18 protein-coding genes are annotated in these 18,864 nt (G+C 67.6%); 13 read left to right on the top strand and 5 right to left on the bottom strand.

Translation table 11 applies throughout. From position 1 onward, the window contains the following. Nucleotides 1–25: 25 nt before the first annotated feature. From OHA70_RS31695 to ppk2, 11 genes are all read left to right on the top strand, one after another. Nucleotides 26–814 (top strand): MBL fold metallo-hydrolase, encoded by a 789-nt coding sequence (locus OHA70_RS31695; protein WP_328323830.1) that lies wholly within the window; start codon nt 26–28, stop codon nt 812–814. 104 nt (nt 815–918) lie between these two features. Then, complete coding sequence (locus tag OHA70_RS31690) at nt 919–2,397, top strand: glutamate--cysteine ligase (RefSeq protein ID WP_328323828.1); 1,479 nt, start codon at nt 919–921, stop codon at nt 2,395–2,397. Between the two features lie 414 nt (nt 2,398–2,811). Continuing rightward, nucleotides 2,812–3,225 (top strand): universal stress protein, encoded by a 414-nt coding sequence (locus OHA70_RS31685; protein ID WP_131357832.1) that lies wholly within the window; start codon nt 2,812–2,814, stop codon nt 3,223–3,225. Nucleotide 3,226: 1 nt separating this feature from the next. Continuing rightward, the gene (locus tag OHA70_RS31680) at nt 3,227–3,844 is read left to right on the top strand and encodes an HhH-GPD-type base excision DNA repair protein (protein WP_164596287.1); all 618 of its coding nucleotides are present in this window, start codon (nt 3,227–3,229) and stop codon (nt 3,842–3,844) included. A 245-nt stretch (nt 3,845–4,089) separates the two neighbouring features. After that, the gene (locus tag OHA70_RS31675; protein ID WP_328323819.1) at nt 4,090–5,388 is read left to right on the top strand and encodes an RNA polymerase sigma factor; all 1,299 of its coding nucleotides are present in this window, start codon (nt 4,090–4,092) and stop codon (nt 5,386–5,388) included. 35 nt (nt 5,389–5,423) lie between these two features. Then, the gene (locus tag OHA70_RS31670) at nt 5,424–5,693 is read left to right on the top strand and encodes a DUF6412 domain-containing protein (RefSeq protein WP_328323817.1); all 270 of its coding nucleotides are present in this window, start codon (nt 5,424–5,426) and stop codon (nt 5,691–5,693) included. A gap of 46 nt (nt 5,694–5,739) precedes the next feature. Beyond that, a complete protein-coding gene (locus tag OHA70_RS31665) occupies nt 5,740–6,417 on the top strand; it encodes a YidC/Oxa1 family membrane protein insertase (protein ID WP_328323815.1) in 678 nt (225 codons plus the stop codon). 194 nt (nt 6,418–6,611) lie between these two features. Further along, complete coding sequence (locus tag OHA70_RS31660; protein ID WP_328323814.1) at nt 6,612–7,946, top strand: FAD-binding oxidoreductase; 1,335 nt, start codon at nt 6,612–6,614, stop codon at nt 7,944–7,946. A gap of 21 nt (nt 7,947–7,967) precedes the next feature. After that, complete coding sequence (locus OHA70_RS31655; RefSeq protein ID WP_328323812.1) at nt 7,968–9,407, top strand: hypothetical protein; 1,440 nt, start codon at nt 7,968–7,970, stop codon at nt 9,405–9,407. A gap of 45 nt (nt 9,408–9,452) precedes the next feature. Further along, a complete protein-coding gene (locus OHA70_RS31650) occupies nt 9,453–10,085 on the top strand; it encodes a class I SAM-dependent methyltransferase (protein ID WP_328323810.1) in 633 nt (210 codons plus the stop codon). Nucleotides 10,086–10,237: 152 nt separating this feature from the next. Next, nucleotides 10,238–11,146 (top strand): polyphosphate kinase 2, encoded by a 909-nt coding sequence (ppk2, locus tag OHA70_RS31645; RefSeq protein WP_328323808.1) that lies wholly within the window; start codon nt 10,238–10,240, stop codon nt 11,144–11,146. A gap of 16 nt (nt 11,147–11,162) precedes the next feature. Here ppk2 and OHA70_RS31640 read toward each other — a convergent pair whose 3' ends face one another. The 4 genes from OHA70_RS31640 to OHA70_RS31625 form a co-directional block, all read right to left on the bottom strand. Then, the gene (locus tag OHA70_RS31640; protein ID WP_328323806.1) at nt 11,163–12,665 is read right to left on the bottom strand and encodes a sensor histidine kinase; all 1,503 of its coding nucleotides are present in this window, start codon (nt 12,663–12,665) and stop codon (nt 11,163–11,165) included. Then, nucleotides 12,665–13,366 (bottom strand): response regulator transcription factor, encoded by a 702-nt coding sequence (locus tag OHA70_RS31635; protein WP_328323804.1) that lies wholly within the window; start codon nt 13,364–13,366, stop codon nt 12,665–12,667. Before OHA70_RS31635 ends, OHA70_RS31640 begins: the two co-directional genes overlap by 1 nt. Nucleotides 13,367–13,460: 94 nt before the next feature. Then, complete coding sequence (locus OHA70_RS31630; protein ID WP_328323802.1) at nt 13,461–14,066, bottom strand: hypothetical protein; 606 nt, start codon at nt 14,064–14,066, stop codon at nt 13,461–13,463. 73 nt (nt 14,067–14,139) lie between these two features. Next, a complete protein-coding gene (locus OHA70_RS31625) occupies nt 14,140–14,625 on the bottom strand; it encodes a DUF456 domain-containing protein (protein ID WP_328323800.1) in 486 nt (161 codons plus the stop codon). 41 nt (nt 14,626–14,666) lie between these two features. Between OHA70_RS31625 and OHA70_RS31620 the strand changes: the two genes are divergently transcribed. Continuing rightward, entirely contained in the window at nt 14,667–16,649 is a 1,983-nt protein-coding gene (locus OHA70_RS31620; RefSeq protein WP_328323798.1) for an amylo-alpha-1,6-glucosidase, read from the top strand. Here the strand turns inward: OHA70_RS31620 and OHA70_RS31615 are convergent. Beyond that, entirely contained in the window at nt 16,646–17,272 is a 627-nt protein-coding gene (locus OHA70_RS31615) for a LysE family translocator (RefSeq protein ID WP_328323796.1), read from the bottom strand. The two genes, OHA70_RS31620 and OHA70_RS31615, sit on opposite strands and share 4 nt — an antisense overlap. An 85-nt stretch (nt 17,273–17,357) precedes the next feature. On the opposite strand from OHA70_RS31615, the gene yczR reads away from it, so the two are divergent. After that, nucleotides 17,358–18,836, top strand: coding sequence for an aminotransferase-like domain-containing protein (yczR, locus tag OHA70_RS31610; protein ID WP_328323794.1), 1,479 nt, complete (start codon nt 17,358–17,360; stop codon nt 18,834–18,836). Nucleotides 18,837–18,864 lie beyond the last annotated feature (28 nt).

The following is an 18,864-nucleotide window of genomic DNA, read 5'->3' as shown; positions in this document are numbered from 1 at the left end:
CCCCCCGCCCTGGCACGATCGAGCCATGACGACTTTCCCCGCCTGGGACGACGGCACCACGACGACCACTCCCGATCACCAGATCCACTGGTACGACGAGCGCACGGCGATCATCCGGCAAGCGCTCCGGACCACTTTCGAGGGTCCGTTCATCTACCTGCTGCTCGGCTCCGAGCGAGCCCTGTTGCTCGACACCGGCACCGGCCACATCGACCTGCGGGGGATCGTCGACGGGCTGCTGGCCGGCCGCGACCTCGAGCTCGTGGTCGCCCACACCCACGGGCATGGCGACCACGTCGGCGGCGACGACCAGTTCGACAGCGTCGTCGGCAAGTCGGCGGAAGCGGTCGCGGAGTACTTCGGTATCACCGCCTGGCCGGAGCAGATCGTCGAGTTCGACCTCGGCGACCGGGTGCTGGACATCATTCCGATCCCCGGCCATCACGCCTCGCATGTCGCGTACTACGACCGCTCGACCCGCCTCCTGCTGACCGGCGACTCGCTGTACCCGGGCCGGCTGTACGTCTTCGACTGGCCCGCCTTCCGGGCCAGTGTCGCCCGGCTGGCCGGGTTCGTTGCCGCTGGCAATCCGGTCGACCTGGTACTCGGCACCCACATCGAATTGACTCGCGAGCCGGGCGTCGACTTCGACTTCGGCGCCGACCAGCATCCCGGCGAACACGAGTTGCAGCTGGCTCCCGCAGTACTGACCGAGCTCGCCGAAGTGATGGCCGCGGCGGGGGAGACGCCGCACCGGATCGTCCGGGACCACTTCATCGTGTTTCCGCTCTCGGCGACCGGGGAACCGCTGTGACTTGGCCGGTCGGCGTACCAGCCGGTGGGCAGAGACGCGAGAACCATCCCGGATCGGTCGCGCTTCGGGCAGACTGAGGCAAAGAACTGACAGGGGAGGCGCTGATGGGCGAGGAAGTCGACCGGGTCGAGTTCACCCGGGCGGATCGGACCGCGTTCCGCAACCAGGTCCATCGCAATCTGGACGCGTTCGCGCGGATGCTGCGCGAGTCGCGGTTCGAGGCCGAGAAGCCGATGACCGGGATCGAGATCGAGCTGAACCTGGTCGACGAGAACTGCGACCCGGCGTTCAAGAACAGCGAGGTGCTGAGCGCGATCGAGGACGACGCGTTCCAGACCGAGCTCGGCCAGTTCAACATCGAGATCAACGTGCCGCCGGGCAAGATCGACGGCACCGGTCTGATCCGGATGGAGGAGTCGATCCGGGACAGCCTGAACGCGGCCGAGGAGAAGGCCCAGCGGACCGGCTCCTCGATGGTCGTGGTCGGGATCCTGCCGACCCTGCTGACCGAGCACATCAACCGCGAGGCGCTGAGCACCAACCCGCGGTACGCGCTGCTGAACGACCAGATCTTCCAGGCCCGCGGCGAGGATGTGCAGATCGCCATCGACGGGATCGAGCGGCTGCAGGTCACCGCCGACAGCATCGTGCCCGAGGCCGCCTGTACCTCGACGCAGTTCCACCTGCAGGTCACGCCCGAGGCGTTCCCGCGGTACTGGAACGCCGCCCAGGCGATCTCGGGCGTGCAGCTCGCGATCGGTGCCAACTCGCCCTTCCTGTTCGGCAAGGAGTTGAACAGGGAGACCCGGATCGCGCTGTTCGAGCAGGCGGCCGACACCCGCACGCACGAGCTGAAGACCCAGGGCGTGCGGCCGCGGGTCTGGTTCGGCGAACGCTGGATCACCTCGATCTTCGATCTGTTCGAGGAGAACTCGCGCTACTACCCGGCCTTGTTGCCGGTCACCTCCGAGGAGGACCCGATCGCGGTCCTCGATCGCGGCGATACGCCAGCTCTTTCGGAGCTTCGCCTGCACAACGGGACGATCTACCGCTGGAACCGTCCGGTGTACGACGTTGTCCGGGAGAAGCCGCATCTGCGGGTGGAGAACCGCGTGCTGCCGGCCGGCCCGACGGTGGTCGACACGATGGCCAACGGCGCCTTCTACTTCGGTCTGGTCCGGGCCCTGGCCGACGACGAACGGCCGATCTGGTCGCAGATGTCGTTCAGCGCCGCCGAGGAGAACTTCCACGAGGCGGCCCGGCAGGGCATCGACGCCGAGGTGTTCTGGCCGGGCGTCGGCACGGCCCGCGCGACCGAGTTGGTACTGCGGCGGCTGTTGCCGTTGGCATCGCAGGGCCTCGACTCGTGGGGCGTCGACTCGTCGGTCCGGGACCGGCTACTGGGCATCATCGAGCAACGTTGTCTGACCAATCGCAACGGCGCCTCCTGGCAGGCCGATGAGTTCCACCGCCTGTATACAAAGGGCTCGCACGGTCGCAAGGACGCCTTGCGCGGCATGCTGCGCCGGTACCGCGACCACATGCACGAGAACCTTCCGGTTCACGAATGGCCGATCGACTGAGCGGGTTAACCGCGTAAGTCCCCGCAAGACAACGAAAGACACGGCTGGAACCGGGGTCAGCCCGGTGGAACCAAGGGCGCCCTTGCCCAAGGCAACGGCGTACCGGTCCCTGCCCGGCGGGAAAAAGAGGGGGCTGGCGCGCCGGGTCGCAACCCTGCAAAGGTGTGCGCCACGAAGGTTAGACCGCGACAGGGCGGGTATGGAGACGTGAACCGTTGGGGGACGGTGGCCGGCACCCTTTGATCGAGGGGTGACGGCCGATCTGTATGGCCGTATTGCAGGCGCAACCGCGAATGCGTCACGGTCGCGACACAGATCGTGCATTTCCACAGATGCCGGAGCGGGTTCAGGGCAGTATCGTTCGGAACGGGTCGACCGTTTCAGGTGATGGACACCCGGAGGTGAGGCAAGTCGATGACGACCATCGTCGTGGGTTATGTGCCGAAGGCCGAAGGGCGCGCGGCGCTCCGGCGGGCGGCAGAGGAGGCGACGCTGCGCGACGCCAAACTGGTGGTGGTGAACTCGCACCGGGGTGGACGCAGCTTCGACAGCGACGAGGCCGCGGCGAGTGACGCCGCGTTGACGGAGGTACGGGAGCAGCTCGACTCGACCGGCGTGCCCTACGAGGTGCGGCAGCTGGTGCGTGGACTCGATCCGGCGGAGGACCTGGTGGCCGTCGCCGAGCAAGTGCATGCGGAATTCATCGTGATCGGCCTCCGGCGCCGGTCCCCGGTCGGCAAGCTCATCCTCGGCAGCAACGCCCAACGGGTGCTGCTCGACGCTCCGTGTCCAGTGCTGGCCGTCAAGGCCGACGAAGGGGAGGACTGAGGTGACTTCGACACGCAGCAAGAAGCTGTGCCTCGCACAGCAGCCCGACGCCGACGAGATGCTGAGCAGAGACGCGTTCGCGCTGCTGGTCGGTATGTTGCTCGACCAGCAGATCCCGATGGAGCGAGCCTTCGCCGGTCCGGTTGCGATCGCGCAACGAATGGACGGCCCGTTCGATCCGTCCACGGTGGCCTCCTACGACCCCGACGGTTTCGTCGAGGTGGTGGCCGGCCCGCCGGCGGTGCACCGGTTCCCGACCGCGATGGCGGCCCGGATCCAGACGCTGGCCAAGCACCTGGACGAGGAGTACGGCGGTAACGCCTCGGCCGTCTGGGCCGATGTGAAGAGTGGGGACGACCTGCTGGCCAGGCTGTCGGCTCTTCCGGGCTTCGGCGCGCAGAAGGCGAAGATCTTCGTCGCACTGCTCGGCAAGCAGCTGAAGGTCCGGCCGCGCGGCTGGCGTGAGGCCTCCGAACCGTACGGCGAGGACGGCGCGTACAAGTCGGTCGCGGACGTGATCGACGTGGCGTCCCTGGTGAAGGTGCGGCAGTTCAAGCAGGAGCAGCAGGTCGAGAAGCGCGTGGTGGCCAGACCGCTCCGGCAGACCAGGAACAGTTGAACACTGGATTTGTGTTCCACCGGTACCAGTAGCGAGCGTGGACTGGTACCGGTTGGGCGCGCCGTTGGGGGGTCGTGGGACGTCCGGACTTGGTGGCCGGATTACAATGAAGTGTTGCTGCCGCCTGACCAGCGCGGGGCCACCGACTCGCAGTACACACCAGCACCAAACGCACTACCGCTATTTACGGTTGTTTTGCCGTACCAGTAACCCTGCAGACTGAATCGTCAGACGAGAGGTAATTCGTGTCGTCCAGCTCGTCCGAGAACCTTCCCGCCGAGTCCACCCGGGCCGTGGCCGCCACCGCCCGCACCACGACTCAACGGACCAGCGCCAGTGTGAAGAAGACTGCCGCTCCCGCCAAGAAGGCCGCTGTGTCCCCCAAGGAGGACGGTATTCCCGCGAAGAAGGCCGCCGCGAAGAAGGCGCCGGCGAAGAAGGCCGTGTCCGAGGCGGGTCTCGCGATCGACCCGAAGACCGGTAAGCCGCGCGCGCTCGACGAGGTCGACGAGTCGGACTTCTCCGCCGACGCGGTCAAGCCGCTGGAGAAGGAGCTCACCGAGGACCAGGGCTTCATCGTCTCCGAGGCCGACGAGACCGACGAGCCCGAGCAGCAGGTGATGGTCGCCGGCGCCACGGCGGACCCGGTCAAGGACTACCTGAAGCAGATCGGCAAGGTCCCCCTGCTGAACGCCGAGCAGGAGGTCGAGCTCGCCAAGCGGATCGAGGCCGGCCTGTTCGCCGAGGAGCAGATCGGCGACGTCGAGACCAAGCTCAAGGAGAAGGTCAAGGACGAGTACGAGTGGATCTCGGAGGACGGCCGGCGCGCCAAGAACCACCTCCTCGAGGCCAACCTGCGACTCGTCGTCTCGCTGGCCAAGCGCTACACCGGCCGCGGCATGCTGTTCCTGGACCTGATCCAGGAGGGCAACCTCGGTCTGATCCGCGCGGTCGAGAAGTTCGACTACACCAAGGGCTACAAGTTCTCCACCTACGCGACCTGGTGGATCCGGCAGGCGATCACCCGCGCGATGGCCGACCAGGCCCGGACGATCCGTATTCCGGTGCACATGGTCGAGGTCATCAACAAGCTGGCCCGCGTCCAGCGCCAGATGCTGCAGGACCTGGGCCGCGAGCCCACTCCGGAAGAGCTCGCCAAGGAGCTCGACATGACCCCGGAGAAGGTCATCGAGGTGCAGAAGTACGGTCGTGAGCCGATCTCGCTGCACACCCCGCTGGGTGAGGACGGCGACTCGGAGTTCGGCGACCTGATCGAGGACTCCGAGGCGATCGTGCCGGCCGAGGCCGTCTCGTTCACCCTGCTCCAGGAGCAGCTGCACGCGGTCCTGGACACGCTGTCCGAGCGTGAGGCCGGCGTCGTCTCGATGCGCTTCGGCCTGACCGACGGCCAGCCGAAGACGCTGGACGAGATCGGCAAGGTCTACGGCGTGACCCGCGAGCGGATCCGCCAGATCGAGTCGAAGACGATGTCGAAGCTGCGGCACCCGTCGCGCTCCCAGGTGCTCCGCGACTACCTGGACTAGTCAGCTGGCATGATGCTGTGTCATATCATGGGGCAATGATCGAGAGGGCACTCGCCGGCATCTGGATGCTGGCGATGCCTGCCCTCGGTCAGGATTCCGGCTTACTGGCCGTCGCCGTGTTCACGGCGGCGGCCGTTTTGCTTGCCGTCGTCCAGCTCTCCAGTACTGCGGCCCAGCGTCCGCTCTCGTCGCCGCTGCCCGCGCGCGCCAGCGCCACCCGCGCCAACTCCCGCCGTACCGCGTATCTCCTGCTCCGCGACCCCGACGCCGCCGGGAGGCCGCGACCACGAGCACCGGGAAGGTAGCCGAGTTTCTCGCTACCCATCCCTTTCTCACTCGTGGAGTCTTGCTGTGCCTTCCTTCCTGGAGGCGCCGGTCACCGGTGCCTATCACTTGCTCACGTCCCTCGTCGACGCCATCCACCCGCTCGCCGGTAGCTACGCAGCCGTGCTCGCGATCGTGCTCTGCACCCTCGCCGTGCGGTCGCTGCTCATCCCACTCAGCCTGCGCGCGCATCGCGGTATGCGCGCCCGGGCCGTCCTGATGCCCGAACTCAAGAAGCTGACCGAGAAGCACCGCGGCAACCCCGAACGCCTCCAGCGCGAGGTCGCCAAGCTGCAAACGGATTCCGGCACCACGGTCTTCGCAGGCTTCCTGCCGACCCTCGCGCAGCTCCCGTTCTTCTGGCTCATGTACACCCTCTTCTCCCGAGCCGTAGTAGGCGGTGAGTCGAACCAACTGATCAGCGGAAACCTCTTCGGCGCACAACTCGGCCTGCACTGGCCCCTCTTCACCGGTACGCCGGCCTTCCTCGTCCTGGCCGCCCTGCTCGCGATCGTCGCCTACTTCTCCGCCCGCCTGGCCCTCCGCCAACTCGACGCCACTGCGCCGAAGCTGTCCCGCCGCCTGGCCCAGCTACTGCCCTTCGGCACACTGCTGACCGTCGCCTTCGTGCCACTGGCCGCCGGCATCTACCTCCTCACCACAACCACCTGGACCGTCGCCGAGCGCACGATCCTGCAGCGCTAGCCGGGCCGGTCCAGACCCGGACCGCCACCACTCACAAACCTGCCGTTCCACCCGGGAGCACGCCTGCGCACGCTTGGCCTGATGCGATCAGTTGAGGTTTGTGAGTGGTGGCGGTCCGGCTGTCCGCCGTCACATCTCGGCGGCCTGGGTCGTCAGGAGTGGTGAATGGGTCTCTAGGTGTGAAGAAGGGCGTCATGAGTTCAGCGCTGGAAGTGCAGGGCTTTGGTGGGGATGTCATCGAGCCGGGCGGGGCGGAGTACGAGGCAGTCAGTGGGTCGGTGGTGGTGCCGGGGAGTCCGGCGTACGTGCTCCGGCCGGTGAGTGTTGCGGATGTGCGGGCCGGGGTCAGATTCGCGGTCGACACGGGGCTGAAGCTGGCAGTGCGAGGCGGTGGACACGGGTTCGCGGGGTTCGCCACCAACGACGGTGGCGTCGTGATCGACCTGAGCCGGCTGGCCACTGTCGAGGTCGTCGACAAGGAACAGCACCTGGTACGGATCGGAGGCGGCGCCGTCTGGGGTCAGGTCGCGGACGGGTTGGCCCCGGATGGCCTGGCGATCTCATCGGGCGACACGAGAAGCGTCGGGGTCGGCGGGCTGACGTTGAGCGGGGGCATCGGCTGGAAGGTTCGGAAGTACGGGCTGGCCTTGGACAGCCTTGTTGCCGTGGAGTTGGTGACTGCCGACGGCGAGGTTGTGCGGGCGAGCGGTGATGAGAACCAGGAGCTGTTCTGGGCGGTTCGTGGGGGCGGCGGCAACTTGGGGATCGTCACCGCTTTCGAGTTCGCGGCGCACCCGACCACTGACATCTTCTTCGGCAAGATCGCCTTCCCGGCAACGGAACTGGCGACCGTGCTGCAAGGCTGGGCCGACTACCTGCGGACGGCACCGGAGGAACTCACGAGCATCGTCGACTTCGCCAATCCGTTCCTCGGCGGGCCGAATGCGCCGGTCGAGATCAACGTCGCGTACGACGGCGACGACGCGGAACTGGCCGCGCAGGCGATCGACCCGATCCGTCGACTCGGCACAGTGCTCAGCGACGAGGTCTCGCTGCGCCCGTACGCCGACATCCTGGTCGACGGCATGACTCCGCCGCCGGGCATCCAGCTGATGACCCGCAGCGGCTTCGTGGACACCGCTTCGGTGCCCGAGGTGCTCCGGATCCTGGCCGAGGTGGGCGGCGCGGAGCGGTCGCCGATCATGTCCGTGCGCAGTGTCGGCGGTGCGGTGGCGCGGGTCGCTGACGACGCCACGGCCTACGCGCATCGCCAAGCGGAGTTGATGTTCGCGACCACCGTGCTCGGACCGAAGCCCGTCGTCGACGCGGCCGTTCCGGCACTGACCGCGCTCTGGGGCAGGCTCGCACCACACGTCAGCGGCGCCTACTCCAACTTCCTCAGCTCCACTACCGAGGAGGCCGTCGCGGCGGTCTATCCGGGCGCTACCCGTGAGCGGCTCGCGCGGATCAAGCGGCAGTACGACCCCGGCAACCTGTTCGCAGGCAACCACAACATCCAGCCGGAGTAGTTTCGCCTGTACGTTGCTGGGGTGGATGAGGAGATCATCGAGCTGGTGCTCGACCTGGCGAAGGACGAGCTGGGCGCGGACCTCGACAACTGGCACGCGGGTCAGTTGACGACGGTGCTCTTCGACCTGCTCCCGTACTCCGGTGGTGTCCGTCCCGGGTGGATGGACGAACTGCGGGTCGCGTTCCCGCAGTTCGTCACCATCCTGCGGCAGACCGGCCGCGGCCAGCTCGCTGACCTCCTCGCGGGCGAGGCCGCGGTCGCCTTCAACGACCCACTGCTCGGAAAGGCCGATCCGGTGAGCTGGTGCCAGTACCGGCGTCAGCAGGAGGCCTTGACCGCGCCGGTCGAGCACTCGGTGGAGCTGCCTTTGGAGCCCTTGCCGGGTTCACCCACGCCAGTGACCGAGATGCCCAGCCGGCTGGACGCTGCTGCGGCGGCGTCGGACTTGCTCGACGATCTGCACGAGTTCGCGCTGGATGTCTATCTGAACAAGCAGGAGCAGCCCGAGCACAGCTTGTGGCGTCTCGCGGTGCTGGCCGGGTGGATCTGCCCGAGCCCGGTGAGTCCGCAGTACGGGCCGGCGATGCATGCGTGGGATCCGGACGATCCGACGCTCACTCCGGCCCAGCCGTTGAAGGCCTGGCTGGAGACCTATCGGGTAGTACTCACGGAGTCGCCCGAGCTGGTGGATCCGTTGCTGACGGCGTTCCGGGACGGTACGACGGTTGCGCCCGGCGGTACTGAGCTGCTTGAGCGGCTGGGGGCGGTCACAGTTGTCGACGGCAAGCTGGGGTTGACGGCTGTCGGCGTACGGGGGCTGTTCACGCGGGGGAGGTGGGCGGATCCGGAGTACTGGTTGCTCGATCCGGGGCAGTGGTGGGCGAATCTGCGATCGGTGGATCTGATCGCGTTCATGACGGCGGCGTCGAAGCTGTGCCTGGTCGATCAGGCGTGGAGTGTGCAGCGGTGGTTCGACCAGGCAGAGCCGCTGGAGTTCGCGTACCAACTGGTGCGGCTCGGCAGTCACGTGCATGGCACGGTGCTGAACACGGTCTTCGGTTACCTGCTGAGGATCGGGCTCGAAGCAGCGCCGGCGGTCGAGGAGTGGCTGGTGACCGAGGAGCTGTCCGGGCTCGGCTGGATGTGGTTCGACGCGATCGGCGCGCCGATGGCCGGGATTCCGACTGAGCATTCGCGGTACGTGGCGACGACCGAGATGGTCCAGTCGCTCGACGACCTCCGGGCGCTGCTCGACCGGTACGCCGAATACCCGCCGGACCCGCCGCTGCCCGGCACGACGATCGACGAGCTGACGTACAGCATCCCGCTGCGGATCGGGACGCCGCGGGTCACTACGCTGCTGCAGCGCGTTCTCAACACGGAGCTGGCCGAGGAGCCGGGCGATCGCGACGAGCTGCTCGGCATCATCGCGGCGGCACGGCAACAGTTGCTGGAATAGCAAATTTCTTTGTCAGATCGGCCGCGGACCGCAGATGCTGGAGACATGACTGTGGATGACAGAACCGCCGAAGAGTACTGGAACGACCGCTACCGCGAGAGCACCCGGATCTGGAGCGGCAACCCGAACGTGGAGCTGGTGAACGAGGTCTCCGGAATGACGCCGGGGACTGCCCTCGACCTCGGCTCCGGCGAGGGAGGCGACGCGATCTGGCTGGCCAAGCAGGGATGGCGAGTGACCGCCGTGGACGTCTCGGCCGTGGCCCTGGAGCGCGCGGCGCAGCACGCGGCAGAGGCCGGCGTGGGAGAGCAGATCGACTGGCAGCAGCACGAGCTCGGCAAGTCGTTCCCGGACGGGACCTTCGATCTCGTGTCGGCGCAGTTCCTGCACTCGACGGTCGACCTGCCGCGCGAGGAGATCCTGCGGACGGCGGCCGAGGCTGTGGCACCCGGTGGAGTCCTGCTGATCGAAGGGCACCTCGACTGGCCCGAGTCGCTCAAGCACGGGGACCACCCTGATGTGCATTTCCCGACGCCGGACGAGGTGATCGCCGATCTGAGGCTGGACGACGGTCGCTGGGAGATCCTGGTCAGCCGCGCCCACGACCGTGAGCAGGTCGTCGACGGCGAGACGCTGGCCCGTCGCGACTCCACGGTGAAGGCACGCCGGCTGAGCTGAGACGCAGGTGTTCATCGTGCCGACAGTCCATGTTCACCATCGGCGTGTCTGGTCCGGCGAATCTTGGGGGCTATGAGCGAGCGCAGCGAGGTCATCATTCAGGACAGTGCACTTTGTGCCTCATCGGCGCCCGGAGCGAAGCGAGGACGTCGATGAGTGCCCCTGATCTGGTCCATGAGTTCGGGTTCCGCGTACTCGACGAAGAAGACGACGACCCGGTCCTGCTGCGCGGCGACGGTACGCCGGTCGACACCTGGCGGGAGGGCTACCCGTACGGCGAACGCCTCGCCCGCGAGGTCTACGACCGGGACAAGCGGCTGCTGCAGATCGAGCTGCTCAAGCTCCAGTACTGGGTGAAGCGCTCGAAGCAGAAGCTGGTGATTGTGTTCGAGGGCCGGGACGCGGCGGGCAAGGGCGGCACGATCAAGCGGTTCATGGAGCACCTCAACCCACGCGGCGCCCGGATCGTCGCGCTGGAGAAGCCGACCGATCGCGAGCAGACCCAGTGGTACTTCCAGCGGTACGTCGAGCACCTGCCGGCCGCCGGCGAGATGGTGCTGTTCGACCGCTCCTGGTACAACCGGGCGTGTGTCGAACGGGTGATGGGGTTCTGCAGCGACTCGCAGTACGAGGAGTTCATGCGGCAGGCGCCGGAGTTCGAGCGGATGCTCGTCCGGTCCGACACCCATCTGGTGAAGCTGTGGTTCTCGGTGTCGCAGGCCGAGCAGCAGACCCGCTTCATGATCCGCCAGATCGACCCGGTCCGGCAGTGGAAGCTGTCGCCGACGGACCTCGCGTCGCTCGACAAGTGGAAGGACTACACCGAGGCGAAGGAGGCGATGTTCCACTACACGGACACGCCTCATGCGCCTTGGACCGTCGTCAAGAGCAACGACAAAAAGCGTGCGCGGCTCGAGGCGATGCGGCACGTGCTGAGCCTCTACGAGTACGACAACAAGGACCACGAATTGGTCGCCCAGGCCGATCCCAAGATCCTCGGGCCGGCTGCGCAGGTCTTTGAGCAGGGCGAGTCGACCACCCGTCAGTTCCCGGTGCTTTAGCCGTCTAGCCTCCCCGTCAGGCGATGACGGGGAGGTGGACGGTGAAGGTGGCGCCGTGGGGGACGGTGTCGGTGACGGTGACCTTGCCGCCATGCGCAGCCACCAACGCGGCGACGATGGAGAGGCCGAGGCCTGAGCCGCCGGTGGCGCGGGTCCGGGCCGAGTCGGCGCGGTAGAAGCGTTCGAAGACCTTGACCTTCTGCTCCTCGCTCAGGCCGGGTCCGGTGTCGGCGACCTCCAGGATCGCCTCGCCGTTGCGGGTACCGACGGATAGCGCGATCGGAGCGTCGACCGGCGTGTGATGCAGCGCGTTGCTGACGAGATTGCCGAGTACTTGCCGCAGGCGCGCTTCGTCGCCGCTGACGACGGGCGCACCAGAGTTCGGGAGGATCTGCAGCTTCATCTCACGACCCGGTTGAACGGCCTGTACGTCGTGCACTGAGTCGCCGGCCAGCGTCAGGAGATCCACTGGCTGGTGCTGCAGCGGTCGTTGCTGGTCGAGTCGCGCGAGCAGCAGCAGATCGTCGACGAGCAGCCCCATCCGCTTGGCCTCGTCCTCGATCCGCTTCATCGTCGCCGGATCAGCCGCGGCACCCTTCTGCCGCGTCAGCTCCGCGAACCCGCGGATCGAGGTCAACGGCGTCCGCAGCTCATGACTGGCGTCGGCAATAAACCGCCGCATCCGCTCCTCCGACTGCCGAGCATTCTCCTCGGACCTTCTGGCCGCATCCTCCGACCGCCGAGCCGCAAACTCGGACGCCGTCCGCTGCGCAAACGCCCCCTCGATCTGCCCCAGCATCTGATTCAACGCCAACGACAACCGCCCCACCTCAGTCCGAGGATCCCGCTGCGGCACCCGCCGACTGAGATCCCCACCCGCAATCGCCACCGCAGTGTGCTCAACATCTTCAAGCCCCCGAAGACTCCGCCGCACGACGTAGGTCCCAACCCCCGCGAGCAGGATGAGCAGGATGATGCCCGTGGCGGCCTGGATGCCGATCAACTTGGTGATCGTCTGATCCATCTCCCCGAGGCTCTGCGCGACGACGACTGAACCTTCGCCGTTGGGCAGCTCGATGTTGAGCACCCGCCAGGTTGCGCCTCCACTGACGGCCTTGGTGTTGAACGGCTGGCCATCGAGGTTGCGCACCTGGTTGAGGTCCAGCGTGGGAAGGTCGGGGAGAGGTTCCGGGTCGGTCAGCGTCGCACGGCAGGGGCCGATCTTCGGCGTCCCGTCCGCGAGGTTGAATTGCAGAACGATGGAGCTCGGCAGCGGCGGCCGCCGGCCCCTGCCCTCCCCGTCGCCCGGACAGCTGGTATCGCCCAAAGGCCTCGGCGGAGGCAACGTCTTGGCGGCGGCTGCCAGCTGGTCGTCGACCTTGTTGACGAGGTAGCCGCGCATGATGGTGGTTGCCGTGAAACCCGAGGCCAGCAGAGCCGCCGTCACCAAGGCCAGCAGCACCACCACGATGGTGACTCGGAGCGGATACCGCTCGGTGATTCGGCGGTGGCCTTGCATTAGTTGGGGCCTCGGGGGGTGCGGAGGACGTAGCCGACGCCTCGAACTGTATGGAGGAGTTTTTGGTCGCCGGTGTCGACCTTGCGGCGGAGGTAGGACATGTACGACTCGACCACGCCCGCGTCGCCCGCGAAGTCGTAGTTCCAGACGGCTGACAAGATCTGGCCCTTGGACATCACCCGCTCCGCGTTCTCCAGCAGGCAGCGCAGCAGCTTGAACTCGGTCAGCGAGAGTTGCACCGCCTCACCCGCCTTGAACACCTCGTAGCTGTCCTCGTTCAGCTCCAGATCCGCGTACCGAAGTACCGCGGGCTCTGTCGCCGTCTGCTCGCGGTGGCCCGAGCGGCGTAGCAGAGCGCGCACCCGGGCCACCAGCTCGTCCAGGCTGAACGGCTTGGTCACGTAGTCGTCGCCGCCGGTGTGCAGTCCGAGGACCTTGTCCTCGACCGCGTCGCGCGCGGTGAGGAACAGCACGGGTACGTGCCGGTCCTCACCGCGCAGCCGGCGGACCACCTCGAAGCCGTCCAGGCCGGGCATCATCACGTCCAGCACGACGAGGTCGGGTTCGACCTCGCGGGCCTTGCGTAACGCCTCGGCGCCGTGCGTCGCCGTGGTCACTTCGTACCCGGCGAAGCGCAGACTCGCGGACAGCAGCTCGACGATGTTCGGTTCGTCGTCGACGACCAGCAGGTGCGGGCTCATGGTCCCAGTCTTACGCCCGCACCCTGGCTAACCCTGGGAGATTCCTGGCAATCGACTGTGAGTGTCCGCCCGAATCAGCCTGAATCAGCGCTGCTCAGCGCGGTCCACGCTCACCGAAGCCGAACTTCTTGTGGGCCGCGTCGCGCTGGGTGCCGTCGCTGACGCTGGTCGCCGTCGACTTGCCGTCGGCGACGATCGCCGAGACGTTGACCGTGTTGCCGGTCTTGATGCTGGTGATCCCGTCGCGGGTCGCGTTGACGAGCGTGTCCGCCGTGACCACGTACTCCTTGCTGTAGCCGTCGGCGCTCTTCACCGTGATCGAGTCCTTGCTGACCGCGCTCACGGTGCCGGTCTGGGTCGCGACGGTCTGGTAGCCGCCGCCGTCCTTCTCGACGGTTAACTCGCCGTGGAGCGCTTTCCCCATCCCGAACTCGCCGTGCCGGCCAGGTCCGCCGGGGCCACCAGGACCCCCGGGCTTGGCGGGGTTCGTCGGGTTGGGCGCTGACGGGGACGTGGACGGGCTCGGGGTCGGATCGGCGTTGGTCGCCGCCCAGGCGACGCCGCCGGCTCCGGTGGTGACCACGACTGCCGCCACGGTCCCGACCAAACGCCAGCGGTTGTCGGTGAGCTTCTGCTTCGACGCCATGCGGTATTTGCCTCCCGGTACTGCGTACCAAGCAGGTCGCCTGGTACTGGTCATCCCACGATCCACCGCAGACCTGAGACGAACCTGCCGTGAGCCTGGCAAGAACCTGGCAACCCAGGGGCCGGGTTCAGACCAGGAAGAGCACGGCGACGAGCCAGACGGCCGCGGCCAGCGACGTACCGACGAACTCGATCAGGATCGAGAGACCGGTCGCTCGCAGAGCGTGTTTGGTCGACGTCCAGGCCTGGTCGTGCGTGCCCAGCCGCTGCCGCTCGGACAGGTACACGCCGGCCGGGAAGCCGACGAACATGCCGACCACCGGGATCACGAAGAACCCGACGATCCCGAGCACCACACCGACGAACATCGATCTTCGCGGTACGCCGGACTCGCGCAGCCGCCGCTCCGGCACGATGTACTTGACCACCTGGCTGGCCCCGATCAGCACCACCGCGGCGGACAGCACGATCCAGCCGGTCGCGCTCTGCTCCTCCAGCGCCCAGACCAGGATCGCGGCCAGGCTGAGGATGGCGCCGGGCAGCACCGGGATCACGATGCCGAGGATGCCGACGAAGATGACCACGCCGACCAGGACCGTCGCAACGCTGTTCACGTGCTCACTCTGCCGTAGATCGGCGGTCTTAGGGTGGACCTATGCCTGACCTTCACGATCTCGTCACCACGCTCGCCGCTCCCTGGGTGGTGTTGTCACCGCGATCGGGGCAGTTGACCGGTACCGGCGCGGAGGGCGTCTACGCCCGCGACCGACGGATCCTGTCCCGGCTGGAGATCACCGTCGACGGCCGTCCGCCGAAGCCGGTCCACGTCGACGAACCCGCGTCCAGCACCACTCGGTACGGCGCGGTGCTGGACGATCTGGGCGACGCCGGCCACGACCCGACGGTGACTCTGCTCCGTACCCGGCAGGTGGATGGTGCCGGCGTCACAGAGCGCATCACCGTCGTGAACCGCTCCCACGACACCGTCGACTGCGAGCTGATTGTTGCCCTGGGCACCGACTTGGCCGGTACTGCGGCAGTCCGCAGCGAAGCCGCCGCCGACCTTCCGGCCATCGAGCCGACCGCCGACGCGGACGGCCTGCACTGGGACGACGGCTCAGGCGTCCGGGCAAATGTCGCCTTCGACCCGGCCCCGGACCTCAACCAAAGCTGGAGGTTGAAGGTCGATCCGGGCGAGTCGGCAACTGTGACGCTCAGGTTGACCGCGAGCTTCCCGCCGGCCACCGCCTTCACCATCGAGCCGCCTGCTGCCCGGCCGGCGTACGACGGTGTCGAACTCGACTGCGACGACCAGCGCATCAGCCGCTGGATCCGCCGCTCCCTGGACGACGTCGCCGGCCTGCAACTGGCCGCCGACGGGGGAGAGCGCTATCTCGGCGCCGGCCCGCCCTGGTATCTGACCCTCTTCGGCCGCGACTCACTCATCTCCGCCGGCATGCTGATCCCCGTCGACCCACAACTCGCCGCCGGTACTTTGCGCGCGCTCGCCGCGCACCAGGGCTCTCGCGTCGACCCCGCCGCCGCTGAGCAACCCGGCAAGATCCCGCACGAGCTGCGCGCCGAAGTCGCCGACCACGGCGGCGGCCTGGTCCTCCCCGCCGCGTACTACGGAACGCACGACGCAACCCAACTCTGGATCACCACGCTCCACAAAGCCTGGCGCTGGGGCATGCCCGAGGACGAAGTACGTGCGTTGCTCCCGAACCTCCAGAGAGCGCTCAGCTGGATCCGGGACTACGCGGACCCCGATGGAGACGGCTTCCTCGAGTACATCGACGAGTCCGGCCACGGGCTGGCCAACCAAGGCTGGAAGGACTCCCGCGACTCGGTCCAATGGCCCGACGGCACCCTGGCCACCGCGCCGATCGCGCTCTGCGAAGTACAGGGTTATGCCTACGCCGCAGCGATCGCCGGTGCCGAGCTCCTCGACGCCTTCAACCTCGACGGCGGCGCGGACTGGCGAGACTGGGCGGCGGCCCTCAGAGAGCGCTTCCGCGCGACCTTCTGGGTCGACGGCTATCCCGCCATCGCACTGGACGCCGCCAAGCGCCCGGTCGCCGGCCCAGCCTCCAACATGGGCCACCTCCTCGGCACCGGTCTGCTCGATGCCGCCGAAGAAGCCGCCGTCGCCAAGCAGTTGGCCTCGCCCGAGCTGAACAGCGGCTTCGGGCTCAGAACGTTGTCGACGGCAATGACTCAGTTCAACCCGCTCGGCTATCACACCGGCAGCGTCTGGCCGCACGACACCGCGATGGCAATCCAGGGCCTGTACGCCGCCGGCCACCCCGCCACCGCGACGTCGTACGTCCAAGGTCTACTCACCGCCGCCGAGTCCTTCGACTACCGACTGCCGGAGCTGTACGGCGGCGAAGGCATCGACCACGAGACCACGCCGACGCCCTACCCACTGTCCTGCCGTCCGCAAGCCTGGGCTGCCGCCGCCGCGATCGCCGTCGTGGTCGCAGCGCTGGGCATCGAACCGAACGTCCCCGCAGGCACCCTCGACCTCACTCCGGCCACCGTCCTGCCGTGGCAGCGGATCAAGCTTGAGGGAGTCCGCGTCGGCGACCACGTGCTGTCGATCCGCGTCAGTGACGGCATGCTCACTGTCGCCTAGAGGGCTCCCAGCGCGGCGACTGCCGCGATCGTCAGATAGATGCCGGCGACAACGTACTTGCGCAGGCCACCGAAACGGCCGCCGGTCCGGACCCGGCGGCCGATCGCGTCGGCACCGAGCGCATAACAAAGATCGAGTGCCAGGCCGATGACCAGCACGGCGAGGCCGAGCAACAGCATCTCGTCGCGAACTTGCCCGGTACCGGCTCCGCGGCTGGTGAACTGGGGGAGGAAGGCAAGGAAGAACAGCGCGGCCTTCGGATTGAGCAGATTGACGAGCACTCCGTCGCGGAAGACCCGGCCGAGCGTGGTGACCTTGATCCCGCCGACCCCCTGCGACTCGGACGAGCGAAGGGTCCGCACTCCCAGAAACGCCAGGTAGCCCGCGCCCGCCAGCGAGATCACTGTGAAGACCAGCGGCGATGCCTGCACCACGGCGGCGAGCCCGAGCGCGGCGACCAGGATGTAGACGATCGAACCGGTCTCGATCGCGAAGGCGGAGACCACACCGGCCCGGCGGCCCTGCGTGAGGCTGCGGAGCGAGATGTAGATGTTGTTCGGTCCCGGCATCCCGACCAGTACCACCGTCGCTCCGACGAACCCGAGCGCCTGCCCGATCCCCATCCACTGACCTCCACTCTCGAATTGGACTGCTTGCGACTAGCCTGACGAGGTTCGACCCAGTCCACCCGAGCCAATAGGGAGAGAAGTGGACCGTTCGGGAGATCCGGCCGCACTCGCCGACCTGATCGGCCACCAGCTGACCGGCCAATCGGGTGGGCTCTACCGCCGCCTGGCCGACGCGATCGGCGCGTTGATCGGATCGGCCGAGCTTCCGGTCGGTGCGCGGTTGCCCGCCGAGCGTCCACTGGCCGAAGCGTTGGCGATCAGCCGGTCGACGGTCGTCGCGGCGTACGACGAACTGCGCGCCCGTGGACTGGTCGAGAGCCGCAGAGGCAGCGGTACGACGGTCGCGCCGGCCGCCTCCAAAGGCCGGTCACGCGCCGACAAGCGGATGCCCGCTGGGTACGGCGAATCGCTGTTCCACCGGATTGCGCACGGCCCGAGCGAAGTGATCGCCATGACGTACGCCGTCGACCCGGGCATCCCCGAGTTGGCGGCCGAGGTGGAGGACCTGGCGCGTACCGAGCTCCCGTTGCTACTCCAAGGAGTCGGCTATCACCCGCGCGGTCTCGAGGTACTACGTGAGCGCATCGCCGAGCACTTCGCCGAGTCAGGTCTGCCGACCAGCCCCGACGAGATCGTAGTGACGAGTGGAGCGCATCAGGCGATCGCGTTGGTGACGCAGATGTACCTGCGAACGGGTGCCGCGGTCGTGATCGAGCAGCCGAGCTGGCCGGGATGCTTCGACCTCTTCGGTGCCGCGGGTGGCCGCGTGGTCGGCGTACCGCTGGATGATGCCGGTGTGCGGCCCGATCTGTTGGCCGCCGCGTTTCGGGAGCATCAGCCGGCGATGCTGTTCGTGATGCCGACGTTCCACAACCCGACCGGCAGGTTGATGTCGGCGGCGCGACGACGGCAGGTCGCCGAATTGGCGGCCAAGCATGGCGTGGTGGTTGTCGAGGACAACGCGTACTCCGCGTGGGATCCGGCCGGTCCCGACGTACCGGCGCCGTTGGCGGCCTATGCGCCGAAGGACGCCGAGGTTCTCACGATCGGGTCGGTATCCAAGGCCGTCTGGGGCGGTTTGCGGATCGGCTGGATCCGCGCGCCGCGTCCGTTGGCCGAACGTCTCGCGCGCCACAAAGCGCTCGCCGATCTCGGCAGTCCGGTGATCGAGCAAGCACTCACCGCGCGATTGTTGCCGAGGCTCGCTGAACTCACTGCGTCGCGGGCGACAATGGCGACGGCGAGAAAGCAGTTGATGAGTCAGTTGCTGACGAAACGTCTACCGGAATGGCAGTGGGAAGAGCCCGTCGGCGGGTCCGCATTGTGGATCCGGTTGCCGGATACGGACGCGCGGATCTTTGCCCAGGTCGCGTTGCGGCACGGGGTCGAGGTCGTTGCCGGCCGGGCGATGGATCCGACCGGGGAGCACGACGACCACCTGCGGGTGCCGTTCAGCTACTCCGCCGAGGTGATGTCGGAGGCGGTCGACCGGCTGGCGTCGGCGTGGCGTGAGTTGCGGCGGCACGGCCCGGCGGACGTAGTACCGGAGATCGTCTGAGATGACGGATGGCGGCCACCCTGGTGGG

The organism is Kribbella sp. NBC_00382, from assembly GCF_036067295.1.
GTDB lineage: Bacteria > Actinomycetota > Actinomycetes > Propionibacteriales > Kribbellaceae > Kribbella.
Note: the sequence above shows the minus strand (reverse complement) of the source record. Positions and strands in the feature narration are given on the sequence as shown.

Bases quoted from the DNA above. Each gene is read 5' to 3' on its own strand.
- ppk2 (WP_328323808.1), top strand. From the start codon at position 10,238: ATGAGTGCCCCTGATCTGGTCCATGAGTTCGGGTTCCGCGTACTCGAC.
- OHA70_RS31650 (WP_328323810.1), top strand. From the start codon at position 9,453: ATGACTGTGGATGACAGAACCGCCGAAGAGTACTGGAACGACCGCTAC.
- OHA70_RS31660 (WP_328323814.1), top strand. From the start codon at position 6,612: ATGAGTTCAGCGCTGGAAGTGCAGGGCTTTGGTGGGGATGTCATCGAG.
- OHA70_RS31685 (WP_131357832.1), top strand. From the start codon at position 2,812: ATGACGACCATCGTCGTGGGTTATGTGCCGAAGGCCGAAGGGCGCGCG.
- OHA70_RS31670 (WP_328323817.1), top strand. From the start codon at position 5,424: ATGATCGAGAGGGCACTCGCCGGCATCTGGATGCTGGCGATGCCTGCC.
- OHA70_RS31695 (WP_328323830.1), top strand. From the start codon at position 26: ATGACGACTTTCCCCGCCTGGGACGACGGCACCACGACGACCACTCCC.
- OHA70_RS31615 (WP_328323796.1), bottom strand. From the start codon at position 17,272: ATGGGGATCGGGCAGGCGCTCGGGTTCGTCGGAGCGACGGTGGTACTG.
- OHA70_RS31635 (WP_328323804.1), bottom strand. From the start codon at position 13,366: ATGAGCCCGCACCTGCTGGTCGTCGACGACGAACCGAACATCGTCGAG.
- OHA70_RS31630 (WP_328323802.1), bottom strand. From the start codon at position 14,066: ATGACCAGTACCAGGCGACCTGCTTGGTACGCAGTACCGGGAGGCAAA.
- OHA70_RS31640 (WP_328323806.1), bottom strand. From the start codon at position 12,665: ATGCAAGGCCACCGCCGAATCACCGAGCGGTATCCGCTCCGAGTCACC.
- OHA70_RS31620 (WP_328323798.1), top strand. From the start codon at position 14,667: ATGCCTGACCTTCACGATCTCGTCACCACGCTCGCCGCTCCCTGGGTG.
- OHA70_RS31690 (WP_328323828.1), top strand. From the start codon at position 919: ATGGGCGAGGAAGTCGACCGGGTCGAGTTCACCCGGGCGGATCGGACC.